Raw genomic sequence first — 16,004 nt, 5'->3', positions numbered from 1 at the left:
GAGGACATCGACTCACGGTAGGGCCGTCGGCGTCATAAGCGTCCTCGCTTCGATGGACTGAGCGAGACGATTCGCTCGACCGTCTCCAGCGAAACAGGCCGAGCAGACCAATCGACCGAGAAGAGCCGACCGAAACGGGACGGTCCACACCGTGTTATTTGCAGTTGCGCGTCGACTCCACCGTATGTCAGCAGATCTGCTCGTATACGGATCGTACGGCTACATCGGCGCTCTGGTCGCGCAGACCGCGGTCGACGAGGGACTGTCGCCGATCATCGCCGGCCGCCGCACCGAGCGCGTCGAAGAGCAGGCGCTCGAACTCGGCGTCGACTACCGCGTCTTCGCGCTCGAACATCCCGACGTCGTCCGCCGACAGATCGCCGACGTCGACGCGGTGTTGAACTGCGCGGGGCCGTTCTCGCGGACCGCCTCGCAGCTGCGAACCGCGTGTCTGCAAGAGGAAGTCGACTATCTGGATCTCGCGGGTGAGATCGACGTACTGGAGGCGGCCGCAGAGCTGGACCGCGACGCCGAGAAAGCGGCGGTCACGGTCCTGCCGGGCGTCGGCTTCGACGTCGTGCCGACCGACTGTCTGGCCGCCCATCTCGAATCCCGACTCCCCTCGGCGACGTCGTTGACGCTCGCGTTAGAGGGCCTCGGCACGTTCTCGCCGGGAACGCTGAAATCCATCATCGAGGAACTCCCGCAGTCGGGGGTCGTCCGCGAGAACGGGGCGCTGCGGACCGTCCCGGCGGCGTGGAGGACGCGGCAGTTCGACTTCGGCGGCGGCGAGAAGACGGGCGTGACGGTGCCGTGGGGCGACGTTTCGGCGGCGTACTACACGACGGGCATCGAGAACATCGAGGTGTACGCGACCGTGCCGGAGTTCGCCGTCGGCGTGATGCGCCGCACTCGGCCGCTCGTCGCGGCGGCGGCGACACCGCCGGCCCAACGAGTGTTGATGGGCGTCGTCGACGCCGTCGTCTCCGGGCCCACCGCCCAGGAACGCGCCCAGAGCGCGAACCACATCCTCGCCGAGGTCGAAGACGACGAGGGCAACAGGGCCGCGGCGCGACTGAAGACCCCCGACACGTACAACTTCGCCGCCCAGTCAGCGGTCGAGGCGGCGCGTCGCGTCCTCGACGGCGACGTCCCGGCGGGCTTTCAGACGCCTGCCTCCGCGTTCGGGTCGGAGTTCGCCCTCTCGTTCGACGGCGTCGAACGCGAAGACGTCGAGGAGCTCGACAGGGCCGTGCCATCGGTGTAGGTGGACGGCCAAACGGCTCGTCGTTCGGCGTCGACAGTGACGGTCTACGTCACTGCCAGCAGAGTACTATCACATCGTTGAACGGATTCGCGTCGGTTCACAAACTGCTGCAGTTAGCGCCGAGACGACGACTGTTCGCCCCTGAGTCTCATCACTTGACGAATCCCGAAGACGACCACTACCCAAATATCAAATAATTATACATTCAATTGGAGAAAAATCATCAATACATTTATTAACACAATTCGTCCAGCTACAATCGATGTCAAGGTGGCGTGACCCGGTCGCACTCGTTCTCTCGTGTTTTCTTCTCACAGCCGTCGTCAGCGGCCCCGTCGTCGCCGGAGTCGACCTGACCCCCGAAGACCGTTCGTCCGAGGACGGCGCGTCGTTCACGGGTGCGACGGGCAACGTCACCGGTGCGGAGGCGGCGATTCCGACCGACGGTTACGCGCTCCGACCGGGCGTCACGGGGTCGGGAATCCACAAACTCGACGCCCCGACGACGACGCTCACCGTGGAAACGGTCTCGGGACCCGTCCTCGTCACGTACACCCTCCGTATCCCCGAACTGTCGTACAGAACTGATGCGTTCCGCGCGGTCGACCGCAACTCCTCGCGCGAACTGACGCTCGGGCCCGACGACGCCTCAGTCCCCTCGAACCGCCTGGAAGCCGAAACGTACCGAGCGGTCGTCGAGATCGCCGTCCAGGAGGGTGACGGACGACGGGTGCTCGAAAACCGAGAGATCACGATAGCCGTCGCGTAACCATGGCATACACAGTCTCCGACACCGACCACCCGACGGAACGGTACACCGAGTACAAGAACCGACTCCTGACGCTCGTCTTCGGCGACCGCTACGGCCTGTTGTTGTTCGTGAGCGGTCTCGCGTTCTTCGGGTTGTTCTGGCGCGTCGGCTTCTTCATCACCGACAACTACACGGTCGCCAACGGGCTCTACAACGCGGCAAACGGCCACCTCGTCGTCACCGACATCGTCTACGGGCCGCCTTCCGGCGAGACGCCGGGGATGGTCGCCGGCGACGGCGGTCGCTACTCGCGGACCGTCGGTCACATCGTGTTCACGCTGCCGGTAGCGTGGGCGCTGGAAGGACTGGCGTCGGTCGCCGACCTCCGTATCGTACTCACGGGACTGTGGTGCAGTACCGTTCTCGCCGCGGGCGTGCTCCTCGGCCGGATTTTCGAGCGGGAGTCGCTCGGGCGGACGGGCGGCGCTGTCGCCGCCGCCGCGCTCTTCGCCGCCAATCTCTCGGTTGCGACGCAGCTCGACGGTCGGTGGATCGCACACGTCTCGCTGCAGATAACGTCGATGGCCGCCGCTGCACTCACCGCCGTGTTGATCTACCGTCTCGTCTCGCGGACCCACACGTTCCGCGCGGGGGTCACCGCCGGTCTGGTCGTGATACTGGCGACGCCCGTCGGCTTCTGGGCGACGATTCCGAAGCGGCACACGCTGATCGCCGCGCTCGTCGCCGCGACAGTCTACAGTTTCTACCGGAGTCGAGAGACGGCCGAGAGCGGCGAATCACTGCAGTTCCGCGCGCTCGCGTACGTGTTCGTCGGCTTAGCCGCGTGGGTTCACGCCGCCGACGCGCTCATCTTGTTCGTCTCGCTGTTGGTCGTCGACCTCGTGACCGCCCCGTCGAACAGCCGGCGCGAACTCGCGACGATACTGGGCGCGTTCGGGCTCTCGTTGATTCCGTTCTTCGTGACGAACTTCGTTGTTACCGGGAGTCCACTGTTTCCCCCGCGGTTCATGCCCAGATACGAAGCCGTCGACGCGGTCTCGGCCGGGAGCGGCGCGGAGGGGTCGCCGCCGACCGGAACGTCGCAGGACACCGCCACCGGTACGTCGGGGCAGTCCGCAGCGGGCGGGGCGAGCGAAGCGACGACCGGAGACGGAACCACTGCAGAAGCGTCGTCGAGTTCGCCGGGGTCGCTGGTGGCCCCGGTCGTCGCCGTAGTAGAGGCCGCGAGCGCGACGGTCACGAAACTCGTCGATATCCTCACCCGTCACGTCACGAACACGGTCGAGCGGGCCATCGACGTCGACCGACTCACTGCGACGTTCGTCAGAGCGGGCTACATCGAACAGGTCGCGCGGAAAGATTTCGGACAGAGCGCGAACCTGTCGGTGCTCGAAGCGATGCCGCTGTTCGCCGCAGTCGTCTTGCTCCCGAAGGCCGCGCTCCGACGCGTTCGCGCGCACGGACGCGGCGCGCTGTCGGCGACTGACCTCCTCGTCGCGGTGTACGCCGTCGTGCTCACGCTGATGTACCTCCCGCGACTGCCGCTTCACGCCTCCATCACCGTCCGGTATCTTCTGCCGGCGATGCCGCTTCTCGTCTACGCGGTGTTTCGGTTCACCGAGAGCAGAGACCTGCTCCAGTATCCGCGCGCGCTCGGCCTCTCGTACTTCGGGACCGTCGTCATCGGTACGCAGGTCATCCTCACCTACGTTCTCGTATTGGAGGCGAGTATCGGCGAGGCGATGCAGGTTCACGCCCTGCTCAATCTCGTCGCGGCCGTCTGCTTAGCCGTCTGGGTGCTGTTTCACTCGATGGTCCCCGCCCAAGCGCGCGCGGTCGGCGCGGTCGTTCTCGGCTGTGTCTGCGGCCTCACGACGAGTTTCCTGCTGCTCTCGGGGACGATGTACCTCGCGACCGACAGCGGCTACGTCCTGCCGGTAATCGACTGGCTGAACGCGCGTCTGAGTTGGCTTTGAAAAGCGACGGCCGTACGGCGAGGGAGACCGACGACGGAAGTTGATGTTCCATACATTCATTAGGAGTGATGGAAGAGTCTCGCAAGCAACGTATGCAGGGAGCAGACACGGGGGCGAAAGCGACGCCGGGAATCGGAGTCGAGGTGGGCGACGAACGCTGTACGGTCTGCGGTGCCGACGACGGGCTTCGCGTCCATCACATCGACGGGTCGCGCGAGAACACCCGCGCTGAGAACCTCGTCTGGATGTGTGGTGCGTGCCGGCGGCGCGTCGGGGACGACTCGACGCGAGACGACGCGCGGAACGACCACGAATTTCTGCTGCCGGAGGAGCTTACGTCGATGGTCGACAGGGAGTTCGTCCGTCTCGTCTGTGAGTGCAGACGCGACCGCGGGTGGCGACCGGACAGAGCTCGTCACTACGACCCGCTGGTAGTCGCTGACGGCGTCTTCGCTGTCGGTCGGATGGACGCCGAGGCCTTCGAGGAGCGACTCTCGGAGCTCGAACTTCGATAACGCCCGCGACGAGCGCACCATCGCACTCGGAGACGCTCGGCAACGTGGTCTCGTCGTCACTCGAAGCGTTCGTTCGGTACAGAATAATCAGCGAGCTAGAAGGTTGGCAGAAGAGCTTTCATCGTCGCAAGCGACTTAATCGCTATAGCGGAGGTCACCGACCCGTGAACACATTCCTTCGATACACCCTTTGTGCGTTCGTAGTGACCGGCCTCCTTCTCGGGGGCGCGAGCACGAGCGCACTCGCCGACGACGCCTCGGCCGAGTCGACCCCGACAGATTCCCATCAGATCAGCGTGACGGACCTGACGGTGGAAATTACCGATGTCCACCTGACCGGGTCCGGTTTCCCCGAGTTGAGCATCGACGATGCGAGCTACACGATCGATGATGCGACCATCACGACCGACGGCGCGACGGTGTCCATCGACGGCCGCGACCATCAGATCGGCGCTATCGAACTCACCGTCGACAACGTCGGACTCCACCTCGAAAACATCACGATAGAACCGGAGACGGCGGAATAAAACGAGTTACGCCAGGTCGTCTCCGACGCCTGTGTCGGAAAAGAACTCGGACTCGGAGACGCCCGAACGTGGATTCGAGAGGAGACCACCGCGTGAGCATCGCGGCGACGTTCGCAGTGAGGCAGTAGTGCGTTTCAGACCGTCAGCACCGGTGCAGAGGTCGACTGGCGGACGCGGTCGGTGACGCTCTTCGGAGAGAGAAGCCGACGCAGGCCGCTTCGACTCGGTTCGCCCACGACGACGAGGTCGACGCCGTGGTAGTCGGCGTACTTCTCTATCTCCTCGGCCGGCGTGCCGTAGCGCAGTCGTTTCGTAACCGAGAGGTCGCGGTCGGCGGCGGCGTCGCCAATGTCGTCGAGCGCCTTCTCGGCACGCTCCTCGCGCCGCTCGACGACCATGTCCCAGTGGTCGACCGAGGCGTTCATCCGGACGACCGACAGCGCGTCGACGCGCGCGCCGTGGCCGGCCGCCACCGAGAGCGCGACCTCGGCGACGCGTTCGTCCATCTCGGGGCCGACCGCGAGGAGGATGTGTTCGAAGGCACCGTCTTCGTTGGAGGCGTCCGCCGGCGTGGGCTCGGAACGGGGCTCCGCTCTCTGCTCTCCGGTCGCGGTGGACTCGTCAGCGAACACCGAATGTGCTGCCATTACTCACGCTAAGAGGCATAGAAGTATATATTTGTCCAGAAAAGTATTCGAGTCACTTCGATGTTTCACTACACGGCGGATACTCAGCGCCCGGAAGCTATTCACGCCGTGAATACCCTAATCGTATCTCAACAGCTATGCCGGAGGCTGAAAGAGAGGTACTATGACGGACCCGCTCGAGGAGATCGAGTTCCTCGCGCGCTCGCAGAATCGGATCGCCGTCCTGGACGCGGTGGCGAGCGGTCCGCACACGCGGCGCGAGTTAGAGGACGCCGTCGGGGCCTCACAGCCGACGCTCGCGCGGATTCTGCGCGATTTCGAGGAGCGCCACTGGGTCGAGCGGGAGGGGATGCGGTACGACGCGACGGCCTCCGGGGCGTTCGTCGCGGCGAGTTTCACCGACCTCCTCTCGAACGTCGAGACCGAGGTCCACCTCCGACCGGTCGTCCAGTGGCTGCCGACGGCGCATCTCGACGTCGACCTCGCCCGTTTCGACGATGCACGCATCACGCGACCGACGCAGACCACTCCGAACGGGCCGCTGAAACGGGCGCTCGAACTATCGGCGCAGGCGGAGGCGCAGCTGGTCGTCTCCTACGTCCTCAACTACGAGATGCTGGAGACGCTGCACGGAGCCGCCGTCGAGGGAACGCAGTCGCTCCGCGGGGTGCTCTCCCGCGAGACGGTCGAGACGCTCCGCGACGACCCGACTTCGTGGCGGCGGTTCCGCGAGCTACTGAGCTGTGAGAACGTCGCGCTTCGACTCGCCGAGGAGCCGATTCCGTTCGCCGTCGGCGTCGCAGACGAGACGGTGTACTTCTTCCTCAGAGACGGCGACGGGTTGCTGCGGGCGCTGTTGGAATCTACCGATTCCGAGATTCGTGAGTGGGCCGTGCGGGCGGTCAACGACTACTGGAACCGTGGTGTCGGCGTCGACGGTGGAGACGAGTCGTAGTCGAACGCTCGGTACTCGGTGAACTACTCGGTGTGCGTCTCGCTTTCGAGAGTCGGCGAACGCCTCACTCCACGGTGACGCTCTTGGCCAGGTTCCGCGGCTTGTCTATCGACCGCCCGAGCGCGTTCGCTACCCAGTAGGCGACCAACTGCAACTGGACGTTCACGAGAACGGGCGCGGCGCGCGCCGCCCCCGAGGGAACGCGAAGCGACGCGTCGGCGTAGCGCTCCAGTTGGTCGTCGTCGGTGACGGCGATGACCGGCGCGCCTCGGGACTCGACCTCGCGGACGTTGCCGAGCGTCTTCTTCGCGGGCGTGTCCTCGCCGGTGACGACGGCGAAGACGGGCGTATCTTCGGTGACGAGCGCCAACGTCCCGTGTTTCAACTCGCCGGCGGCGAACCCCTCGGCGTGTTCGTACGTAATCTCCTTGAACTTCAGCGCCCCCTCCAGGGCGACGGGGTAGTTCAGCCCCCTACCGATGAAGAAGTAGCCGTCGGCACCGAGATACTCGGCGGCGACTTCCTCGGCCGTCGACTCGTCGAGCACCTGCTGGACTCTCCCCGGCAGGTCCCGAAGCGTCTGCAACACCGCCCGCCGTTCCTCGTTGGAGCGGCGGTCACCCGCGAGATACTCGACGAGCAGGTTCAGCGAGACCAACTGCGAGGAGAACGTCTTCGTCGCCGCGACGCCGATCTCCGGGCCGGCGCGGATGTAGAGCGCGTAGTCGCACTCGCGGGCGGCGGTGCTGCCGACGACGTTCGTCACCGCGAGCGTCTGCGCCCCGCGTGCGCGGGCCTCCCGGAGTGCCGACAGCGTGTCGGCCGTCTCGCCGCTCTGGGTGATGCCGACGACGAGCGAGTCGCCCAGCGGCGGGACGCCCGTCGCGTACTCGCTGGCCAAGAACGCCTGCGCTGGGATGCCGAGCGAGTGGAACAACTGTGCCCCATAGAGTGCTGCGTGGTAGGAGGTGCCGCAGGCGACGAGGTGGACGCTGGGGGGCGTCTCCAATCCATCGAGCTCCGGCAGCGTCACCGTGCCGCGGCGCTCGTCGACGCGCCCGGAGAGACACTGTCGAAGCGCCCGCGGTTGCTCGTGAATCTCCTTGAGCATGTAGTGGTCGTAGCCGCTCTTGCCGGTGTCCTCGACGTTCCAGTCGACCGTCTGGACGGATTTGTCGACGCGGTCGTCCGACCCGTTTCGGACCGTCCACCCCGAGGGCCGAAGCGTCGCAAACTCGCCGTCGTCGAGGTAGACGACGCGGTCGGTGTACGCCAAGAACGCGGGCACGTCGCTGCCGAGGTAGTAACTGTCGTCACCGACGCCCAGCACCAGCGGCGAGTCCTGTCTGGCGGCGAACACCGCCTCCTCGCCGGCGACGACGCAGACGAGCGCGAAACTGCCCGAGAGGCGTTCGACCGCCGCGCGGAACGCCGCCTCCGGCGACGCGCCGGCGGCGAGTTTCTCCTCGACGAGGTGCGGGACGACTTCCGTGTCGGTGTCGCTTCGGAACTCGTGGCCCGACGTCTCCAACTCCTCGCGGAGCTCGTCGTAGTTCTCGATGATGCCGTTGTGGACGACGGCGACGCTGCCGCTGCAGTCGGTGTGCGGATGCGCGTTCGCGTCCGTCGGCGGGCCGTGGGTGCTCCAGCGCGTGTGACCGATACCGACGCGCCCGCCGACCGAGCGCTCCGAGAGCGCCTCGCGGAGCGCGTCGAGTTCGCCCGCCCGCTTGACGACGTCGACGTCGGCGTCGCCGTCCGAGAGCGCGACGCCCGCCGAGTCGTACCCGCGATACTCCAGTTTCGAGAGACCCTCGACCAGGACGTCGAGCGTCTCGTCGCCGCGGCCGACGCAGGCGATGATACCGCACATCAGCGCACCACCTCCGACCCCGGTTCGACGACGCCAGAGACGGTCGTCCCCGTCCGGAGCATGGCGTTCGACCCGACCAGCGTTCCCGGCGCGAGACTCACGTCGCCTTCGGCGTGGACGCGGTCAGCGACGACCGCGCCGAGTCGTTTCCCCTCGTGAATCCGCGTGTCGACTCGGACGTCGCCGGGACCGCCGGTGACGACGCACGCCGGCCCCAACCAGACGGCCTGACCGGTGACGCAGTCGACGACCGTCGAGTTCGGCCCGACGCGGGTGTCCTCGTCGATGATGGAGTCGACGACGACGGCGTTGGACTCGACGGTGGTGTTCTGGCCGACGGCGACGTTCGGGCCGACGACTGCACCCGGGCCGATTTCGGAGTCGGCGGCGACGACGACCGGCGCTTGGAGCGTCGCGTTCTCGTGGACGCGCGCGCCGGAGGCGACCCAGACGCCGTCGCTGTGACACCGGACGCCGGCATCCGTTTTCGCCTCGTAGTCGGCGGACGAGCGGAACACGTTCGTGCCGTCGGCCAGCAACCGGCGCGTCGCCGCCAGCAGGTCCCACGGATACGTCGCGTCGGTCCAGTACCCTTCCGAGAGGACGCCGCGAACCGACGCGTCGCCGTCGACCAGTCGGGCGATGGTGTCCGGAAGCGCCGTCGTCCCGTCGACGGCCGGCGTCTCGCGGATCGACTCGAATATCGTCGACGTGAACGCGTAGACGCCCGCGTTGACGAGGCGGTACCGCCCCTCTCTCGGCTGCTCGACGAGTTCGACGACCTGGTCGCCGTCGAGACGCACCGACCCGTATCTCGACGCTCGTTCGCTCTCGACGACGCAGAGCGTCGCCGCGATGTCCTCACGTTCGTCCTCGGAGTAGGAGTCGTGCATGTCGACGACCGCCCGCACTAACTGCGGTTCGACGACCTGGTCGCCGTTGACGACCAGGAACTCGTCGCCGACGGCGTCGGCCGCTTGCAGCAGCGCGTGGCCGCTCCCCAGTTGTTTCTCCTGGACGTGGTAGGTGACCGGGACGCCCTCGTAGGAGGGGCCGATGTGGTTCTGGACCCGCTCGCGCTTGTAGCCGACGACGACGTGTAGGTCGGTGACTCCTGCGGACAACAGTGCGTCGAAGACGTGTTCGACGATGGGTCGAGTCGCCGCCGGAAGCATCGGCTTCGGGCGGTTTCTCGTCAAGGGGCGGAGACGCCGCCCTTCGCCCGCCGCGAGCACGACGGCCGAGTGAATAGGCATACAAGAGGCGTCCGCAACGAGCGGGATGAACTTTGCTTTCTCTAGAATGTGATGACTGTGCCGAATCGGAGACTGTTCGAGACGTTACCGGTCGCGCGTGACCGACTCACCGGGTTTCGTCGCCGCGCCCTCAGAGAGGACGACGCCCGAGTTGAGACTGGTGTTGATGCCCGTTTTCGCCTCGTCGCCGCAGATGACACCGAGTTTCCGGCGACCCGTCGAGATGCGCTCGCCCTTGACAGTGAGTTTCACGTCCTCGCCGTCGTGGCGGAGGTTCGCCACCTTGGTTCCGGCACCGAAGTTCACGTCGCGGCCGAGGACGCTGTCGCCGACGTAGGAGAGGTGGCCGACCGTCGCCCCCTCCATGAACACGCTGTTTTTCACCTCGACGGCGTGGCCGACCGTCGCGTCCTCGCCGACGACGGTCGCGCCGCGGACGTAGGCGTTCGGGCCGACCGACGCGCCCGAGCGGATCAGCGCCGGCCCCTCGATGACGACGCCGGCGTCGACTTCCGCGCCCTCCTCGACGACGACGTCGCCGCGGAGGTCCGCGCCGCCGTGGACCTCGCCGCGGATGTCGCGTTCGAGTTCGCCGACTTTCCACTCGTTGGCCGCGAGCAGCTCCCACGGGCGACCCACGTCGAGCCACCGGTCGAACGGCACGTCGGTCACGTCGCTCTCCTCGCAGGCGCGGGCCAGCACGTCGGTGAGTTCGAGTTCGCCGCGCTCGCTCGTCTCGACGTCGAGCCAGTTCTGCGCCTCCGCCGGGAAGACGTACGCACCGGTGTTGATGCGGTCCGACGGCGGGTTCTCGGGTTTCTCGATGACGCCGTGGACGAACCCGTCGCGGATGTCGAGAACGCCGTACTCGCTGGGGTTGTCGACCCGGTAGGAGCCGACCGCGGGACCGTCGCTGTACAGCTCTTCGAGCGACGGGTGGTCGTAGAGCGCGTCGCCGTTGAGCACGGCGAACGGGCCGGGGTCGAGGTTCTCGGCACCGGCGCGAACCGCGTCGGCCGTGCCGCGCTGCTCCTCCTGGACGGCGAACTCGACGGGGACGCCGGCGTACTCCGCGCCGAAGTACTCTCTCACCTCGTCGGCCTCGTAGCCGACGATGAGGACGAGTTTGGACGCTCCGGCGGCGACGGCGGCGTCCGCGGTGTGGGCGACGAGCGGTCGGTCGGCGACCGGCAGCATGGGCTTGGGACGGCTCTCCGTGAGGGGCCGCATCCGCGTCCCCTGCCCGGCGGCGAGCACGAGCGTTTGCATATACACCCACGCACACCGACCAGCAAGATATGAATTCCGACTCCGGATATGCGAATCTTACCCACGGCGGGCCGAGACACCGGGCTTTCGAATGCTGCGCCGAGTGGCCGAGAAGGCGACGCTAAGCGACGCTCAGAGCGTGACGACGAGCCCGCCGACGAGCGCGAGCCCACCGAGACCGACGCAGACCGCCCAGAAGGAGACCCGGCGGACGACGCGCATCAGCGCGTCGATAGAGAGATAGCCGACGACGGCCGCCGTGACGAGCGCGACGGACGCCTCTTGGACCGTCACGCCCGCGAGTCCGCCGTCGAGCGCCGCGAGCAGGCCGCCGCCGAGCGCCGCCGGAATCGAGAGCAAAAACGACAGGCGGAACGAGTCGGGACCGTCGTGCCCGCGGAACAGCAGCGCGCTCGCGGTGACGCCCGAGCGGGAGACGCCCGGCAGGATGGCGAGTCCCTGGAGGCCACCGACGAGGACGGCGTCGACGAGGTCCGGCGCGTCGCGGCCCCCGAGGTCGAAGCCGTCGGCGACGCGCTGAATCAGTCCCGTCGCCACGAGGAGAACGCCGACGAGTGCGACGAACGCGCCGCCGGCGAGCGCCGAGATCGCCGCTTCGAGGAGGAGATACGCACAGATTCCGACGACGCCGGACGCGAGCGTCGCGATAGCGAGAAACGAGAGCGTCGCCGTTTCGGAGAACGCCGTCGACGGCCGCCACGACGGGAGCGCAGAGAGCGTCTCGCGGAGTTCGTCGCGGTAGTACGCCGTCGCGGAGACGGCGGTGCCGACGTGCAGGAAGAGCGCGAACTGGACGGCTTGCGTCGGATCGCTGCCGACCGCCGAGAGCGCGAGCGCGAGATTCCCCTCGCTGGAGATGGGTAGCCACTCGAAGATACCCTGGACGAAGCCAGCGAGCAGTGCGATGAGAAGCTCACGGTCCATGGACTATGCGACGAGACGGAGTACATGAGCGTTGTCGTTTGCGGACGGCGTACCGTCGAAGCGTCTATCCACCGAACGGCCGTAGCCGACGACGATGCTTCCCTGGGGCCACGCCGCGCTCGGCTATCTGCTGTACTCGTACGGACTCCGCTTCCGCCGCACCGGCCCGCCGTCGGGACTGGCGGCGATGTGCGCACTCGCCGTCGGCACGCAGTTTCCCGACTTAGTGGACAAACCGCTCTCGTGGACGTTTCAGGTGCTGCCGGGAGGGCGAACGCTCGCACACACCCTGTTCGTCGCCGTTCCGCTGCTTCTCGCTGTCGGCGTCGTCACCCGCCGAATCGGCCACCGGCGCGTCGGCGAGGCGTTCGCCGTCGGCTACAGCTCGCATCTGCTCGGCGACGTGCTCTGGCAACTCAGCCAGGGGAACGTCCGAGTGTTGGCCTTCCTCGTCTGGCCGCTGATTCCGGTCGACGAACCCGAGTACAGCTACGGTATCGTCGAGTTCTTCTTCCAGCTAGAGCTGACCTCTGGAGTCGCCTTCGGTCTCGTCGTGACGGGGGTCGGTCTCGTCCGGTGGTGGCGCGACGGCGCACCGCCGCTCTCGTCGCTCGGAGTCGAAATCGCACGCACCGCCGGGGGCTCGTCCGGCGGACGTGAGTGACCGAGAGCGCACCTCAGGACTCGGAGCGAAACACCCAGAACTCGCTGCCGACGAAGTTCAGCACGCCGCTGAAGGCGGTTGCGAGCGCGAGTGCGGCGAAGGTGCCCACGACGAGGCCGAACAGCCACAGTCCCGCCAGATAGACGACGAAGCCGACCGAGTACACCGAGAGGTGCCGGGCGTACCCCCGTAGATACCCCTGTTCGGTGTCGTCGAAGGTGAACCAGCGGTTCAGGTTGTAGCTGGACACGTTGGCGATCAGCCACGAGAGCGACCCGGCCACCACGTACCACAACAGCGGCGTGATGAGCGCGAACACCACCACGTTGACGACAAAACTGGACATGCCGACGAGACCGAACTTGCCGAGACGTGTCAGTCGTTCTCGGGTCTCCGGCGTTCGCACGGTCCGTCCGGTGTCTGTGTTCATACTGTGGGAACCATCCATACTGTGGGGAACAGCGCGTGTCGACAGTGTCGGTCGCGTCGACCCTTCGTCTGTGGCCGCAGTAGCGACTCGACACTTGTAACTGTGTTCTCATTCGCCTTCGAAAGTCAGCGAGAAGCGAACGTCGTCGAACGCTCTATCAGAGGGACTAAACGCGTAATTCGGGGGGATGCGAACGCTCGCTTGGCGCTCGGTCGACTACCAGGCGTACTCCTCGCGCGGGTCCACGTCGTCGCGTTCGCGGTCGAACACGTGCTCGCCGTCGACGAAGACGTGCTGCGTGCTCGACTCGATCTCGTAGAACGGGCCGTCCCAGACGGCGATGTCGGCGTCGGTGCCGACGTCGAGGGTGCCGACGCGGTCCTCGATGCCGAGGATTTCCGCGGCGTTCCGGGTGACGGTGTCGAGCGCCGCCTCCTCGGGGAGGCCGGCGCGCACCGCGAGGCCGACACAGACGTCGAGGTGTTGCTGCGGGAGGACAGGGGCGTCGGTCTGAATAGCGACTTTCACGCCCGCGTCGTGGAGGATACCCGGCGACTCGAACGTGATGTTTCTGAGTTCGTACTTCGCGCCCGAGTACAGCGACGGCCCGCAGACGGCGGGGACGTCGCGCTCGACGAACTCGTCGGCGATGAGGTGGCCCTCGGTGGCGTGTTCGATGGAGAGGTCCTCGATTCCGAACTCGTCGGCGATGCGGAACACCGTCATGATGTCGTCGGCGCGGTGGGCGTGCACTCGGAGGGGGAGGTCGCCCTCGACGACCCGGCCGAGGTTCTCCAGTCCCAAATCACGGTCGAACGGATCGCCCTCTTCGCGGGCCTTCGTGCGCCGGGCGACGTAGTCCTCGGCGTCCATCAGCGCCTGCCGCAGCGTCGCGGCGACGCCCGGCCGCGTCGAGGGTTGGCGGTCCTTTCGCTCGCCGTGGAACCGTTTGGGGTTCTCGCCCATCGCGGCTTTCATGCCGTCCTCTCTGATGAGCATCTCGTCGGCGGTGAGGCCGTAGGTCTTCATCGAGCAGATGACGCCGCCGACGACGTTCCCGGAGCCCATCCGCGCGGAGACGCTCGTCACGCCGTTCTGGAAGGCGTGTTTCAGTTCCTCGTCGCGCGGGTGGAAGCCGTCGAGGGCGCTGACGTGCGGCGTCACCGAGTCGGTCCCCTCGTTGAAGTCGCCGTCCTCGGGTTCGCCCCACTCGGCCATCCCGGCGTGGCTGTGCGCGTCGACGAGTCCCGGCGTGACGTGCGCGCCGCCGACGTCGAGTTCCTCGGCGTCCTCCGGTGCCTCGACGTCGCCGACGCCGGCGATTTTGCCGTCTGCGATGAGGATGTCGCCTTCGACGGTACCCTCGTCGGTCACCGTGTGAATCGTCGCGTTGCGGATGACTGTCACGGTCATATTCGGTGATGTGCGTACGCCTAACAAAGCGTTTCGATTCGAAATATGTCAATCGACAGTTCGACGGAGGGCCGGTACCGAAACCGGAGCCAGGGGGCGAGCGGGATCGGAAGCGCGCGATAGCGAGTTCACGAACGGTATCGCCGAGCTTCTTTCGCGGTCCTCGTCGTACGTCGTCTCGGATGAGCGCCTACGACGTCGCCCTCATAATCGTCGCGCTCGCGCTCCTCGGAGCGGTCGCGTTACCCCGCCTCCTCGAGGACCGGCCGCTCTCGTTTCCGATGATCTACGTCGGGTTCGGGGTCGTCCTCTTTTCGTTGCCCGGCGTTCCGGCCGTCGACCCCGTCGGCAACGCCGCCGTCACGGAGCGACTCACCGAACTGGTGATCGTCGTCTCGCTGATGGGGGCTGGGCTGAAGCTCGACCGGCCGTTCGACTGGCGCTCGTGGAGTTCGACGTGGCGACTGCTCGGAGTCGCGCTGCCGCTCACCATCGTGGCCGTGGCCCTCCTGGCGTGGGGCGTTCTCGGACTCCTCCCGGCGACGGCAATTTTGCTGGGGGCGGTCGTCGCGCCGACCGACCCCGTCCTCGCCGCCGACATCGGGGCGGGGGCACCGCTCACCGAACTCGAGGAGGAGGACGCACCCGAACACGAGTGGGGAACCGTCCAGTTCGCGCTCACCTCCGAAGCGGGCCTCAACGACGGACTGGCGTTTCCGTTTACCAATCTGGCCATCGCCGTCGCCGCCGCGGCGCTCGGGGCCGAAGAAGCGTGGCTCCTCGACTGGGTGCTCGTCGACGTCTTCTACAAAATCGGCGCGGGAATCGCCGTCGGCTACCTCGTCGGCGAGCTGATGGCGCGGACGGTGTTCCGCGCCCCGGCGACGCTTCGTCTCGCGGAGGTAACCGCAGGTGCCGAGGCGCTGGCGACGACGTTACTCGCGTACGGAGTGACCGAACTCGTGGGCGGCTACGGCTTCATCGCGGTGTTCGTCGCCGCGCTCGCGCTCCGACACTTCGAGTGGGAGCACGACTACTACCGCGAACTGCACGACTTCGCCGTGATGGTCGAACGACTCCTGTTGGCGACGGTCCTCGTGCTCTTCGGCGGCGCGCTCGCCGGCGGCCTCCTCGCGCCGTTGACGCTCCCGCTCGCGTTACTCGGTCTCTCGCTCGTGTTGGTGATTCGACCGCTCGCGGGCGCAGCCGCGTTCGCTGGCTCGGCCGCGCCGCCGGCCGAGCGCGCCGTCGTCTCCGTCTTCGGTATCCGCGGTATCGGCTCGTTCTACTACCTCTCGTACGCGCTGGCGCACGCCTCGTTTCGCCAGCGAGAACTCGTCGTCGTCGCGAACTCGCTTTGGGCGTTCGTTGGCTTCGTCGTCCTCGTCTCCGTCGTCGTCCACGGAGTGAGCGCCAGCCCCGTGATGGAGTCGCTCGACCGCCTGCGCGGTCGAGCGGCAGAAACAGAGAGCGAGTGACGGGGTGCCCGACGCGA

Annotated in this window: 15 protein-coding genes; 8 read left to right on the top strand and 7 right to left on the bottom strand. The window is 66.8% G+C overall.

The genetic code is table 11. The features are described from left to right. Nucleotides 1-184: 184 nt before the first annotated feature. The 5 genes from LAQ73_RS09270 (at nucleotide 185) to LAQ73_RS09250 (ending at nucleotide 5,057) form a co-directional block, all read left to right on the top strand. Nucleotides 185-1,267, top strand: a complete 1,083-nt coding sequence (locus LAQ73_RS09270; RefSeq protein WP_224268002.1) for a saccharopine dehydrogenase family protein — start codon at nucleotides 185-187, stop codon at nucleotides 1,265-1,267. 262 nt (nucleotides 1,268-1,529) lie between these two features. Next, the gene (locus LAQ73_RS09265; RefSeq protein WP_224268001.1) at nucleotides 1,530-2,036 is read left to right on the top strand and encodes a hypothetical protein; all 507 of its coding nucleotides are present in this window, start codon (nucleotides 1,530-1,532) and stop codon (nucleotides 2,034-2,036) included. A gap of 2 nt (nucleotides 2,037-2,038) precedes the next feature. After that, a complete protein-coding gene (locus LAQ73_RS09260) occupies nucleotides 2,039-4,015 on the top strand; it encodes a hypothetical protein (protein ID WP_224268000.1) in 1,977 nt (658 codons plus the stop codon). A 92-nt stretch (nucleotides 4,016-4,107) separates the two neighbouring features. Further along, a complete protein-coding gene (locus LAQ73_RS09255; RefSeq protein ID WP_224267999.1) occupies nucleotides 4,108-4,530 on the top strand; it encodes an HNH endonuclease signature motif containing protein in 423 nt (140 codons plus the stop codon). 203 nt (nucleotides 4,531-4,733) lie between these two features. After that, a complete protein-coding gene (locus LAQ73_RS09250) occupies nucleotides 4,734-5,057 on the top strand; it encodes a hypothetical protein (protein ID WP_224267998.1) in 324 nt (107 codons plus the stop codon). Between the two features lie 134 nt (nucleotides 5,058-5,191). Here LAQ73_RS09250 and LAQ73_RS09245 read toward each other — a convergent pair whose 3' ends face one another. Next, entirely contained in the window at nucleotides 5,192-5,704 is a 513-nt protein-coding gene (locus LAQ73_RS09245) for a universal stress protein (RefSeq protein ID WP_224267997.1), read from the bottom strand. 163 nt (nucleotides 5,705-5,867) lie between these two features. On the opposite strand from LAQ73_RS09245, the gene LAQ73_RS09240 reads away from it, so the two are divergent. Continuing rightward, entirely contained in the window at nucleotides 5,868-6,659 is a 792-nt protein-coding gene (locus tag LAQ73_RS09240; protein WP_224267996.1) for a helix-turn-helix transcriptional regulator, read from the top strand. 64 nt (nucleotides 6,660-6,723) lie between these two features. Here the strand turns inward: LAQ73_RS09240 and glmS are convergent, their stop codons facing one another. The 4 genes from glmS to LAQ73_RS09220 all read right to left on the bottom strand — a co-directional run bounded on the left by glmS (nucleotide 6,724) and on the right by LAQ73_RS09220 (nucleotide 12,002). Beyond that, the gene (gene glmS, locus LAQ73_RS09235) at nucleotides 6,724-8,532 is read right to left on the bottom strand and encodes a glutamine--fructose-6-phosphate transaminase (isomerizing) (RefSeq protein ID WP_224267995.1); all 1,809 of its coding nucleotides are present in this window, start codon (nucleotides 8,530-8,532) and stop codon (nucleotides 6,724-6,726) included. Then, on the bottom strand, nucleotides 8,532-9,788 hold the full coding sequence (locus tag LAQ73_RS09230; RefSeq protein WP_224267994.1) for a sugar phosphate nucleotidyltransferase: 1,257 nt from the start codon (nucleotides 9,786-9,788) through the stop codon (nucleotides 8,532-8,534). The genes glmS and LAQ73_RS09230 overlap by 1 nt, the downstream gene beginning before the upstream one ends. Nucleotides 9,789-9,872: 84 nt before the next feature. Next, entirely contained in the window at nucleotides 9,873-11,057 is a 1,185-nt protein-coding gene (gene glmU, locus LAQ73_RS09225; RefSeq protein ID WP_224267993.1) for a bifunctional sugar-1-phosphate nucleotidylyltransferase/acetyltransferase, read from the bottom strand. A gap of 132 nt (nucleotides 11,058-11,189) precedes the next feature. After that, nucleotides 11,190-12,002 carry an undecaprenyl-diphosphate phosphatase gene (locus LAQ73_RS09220; RefSeq protein ID WP_224267992.1) on the bottom strand — a complete coding sequence of 271 codons (813 nt, stop codon included), beginning with the start codon at nucleotides 12,000-12,002 and terminating at the stop codon, nucleotides 11,190-11,192. A 94-nt stretch (nucleotides 12,003-12,096) separates the two neighbouring features. On the opposite strand from LAQ73_RS09220, the gene LAQ73_RS09215 reads away from it, so the two are divergent. Further along, on the top strand, nucleotides 12,097-12,666 hold the full coding sequence (locus tag LAQ73_RS09215) for a metal-dependent hydrolase (RefSeq protein WP_224267991.1): 570 nt from the start codon (nucleotides 12,097-12,099) through the stop codon (nucleotides 12,664-12,666). Between the two features lie 13 nt (nucleotides 12,667-12,679). Here LAQ73_RS09215 and LAQ73_RS09210 read toward each other — a convergent pair whose 3' ends face one another. After that, nucleotides 12,680-13,096 (bottom strand): GtrA family protein, encoded by a 417-nt coding sequence (locus LAQ73_RS09210; protein WP_224267990.1) that lies wholly within the window; start codon nucleotides 13,094-13,096, stop codon nucleotides 12,680-12,682. Nucleotides 13,097-13,312: 216 nt separating this feature from the next. Further along, nucleotides 13,313-14,509, bottom strand: a complete 1,197-nt coding sequence (locus LAQ73_RS09205; protein ID WP_224267989.1) for an amidohydrolase family protein — start codon at nucleotides 14,507-14,509, stop codon at nucleotides 13,313-13,315. A 182-nt stretch (nucleotides 14,510-14,691) separates the two neighbouring features. On the opposite strand from LAQ73_RS09205, the gene LAQ73_RS09200 reads away from it, so the two are divergent. After that, a complete protein-coding gene (locus tag LAQ73_RS09200; protein ID WP_224267988.1) occupies nucleotides 14,692-15,987 on the top strand; it encodes a cation:proton antiporter in 1,296 nt (431 codons plus the stop codon). The last annotated feature ends 17 nt before the right edge of the window (nucleotides 15,988-16,004 follow it).

Origin of the sequence: Haloprofundus salinisoli, from assembly GCF_020097815.1 — an archaeon.
GTDB lineage: Archaea > Halobacteriota > Halobacteria > Halobacteriales > Haloferacaceae > Haloprofundus > Haloprofundus salinisoli.
This window is presented reverse-complemented; position numbering and strand designations above follow the sequence as displayed.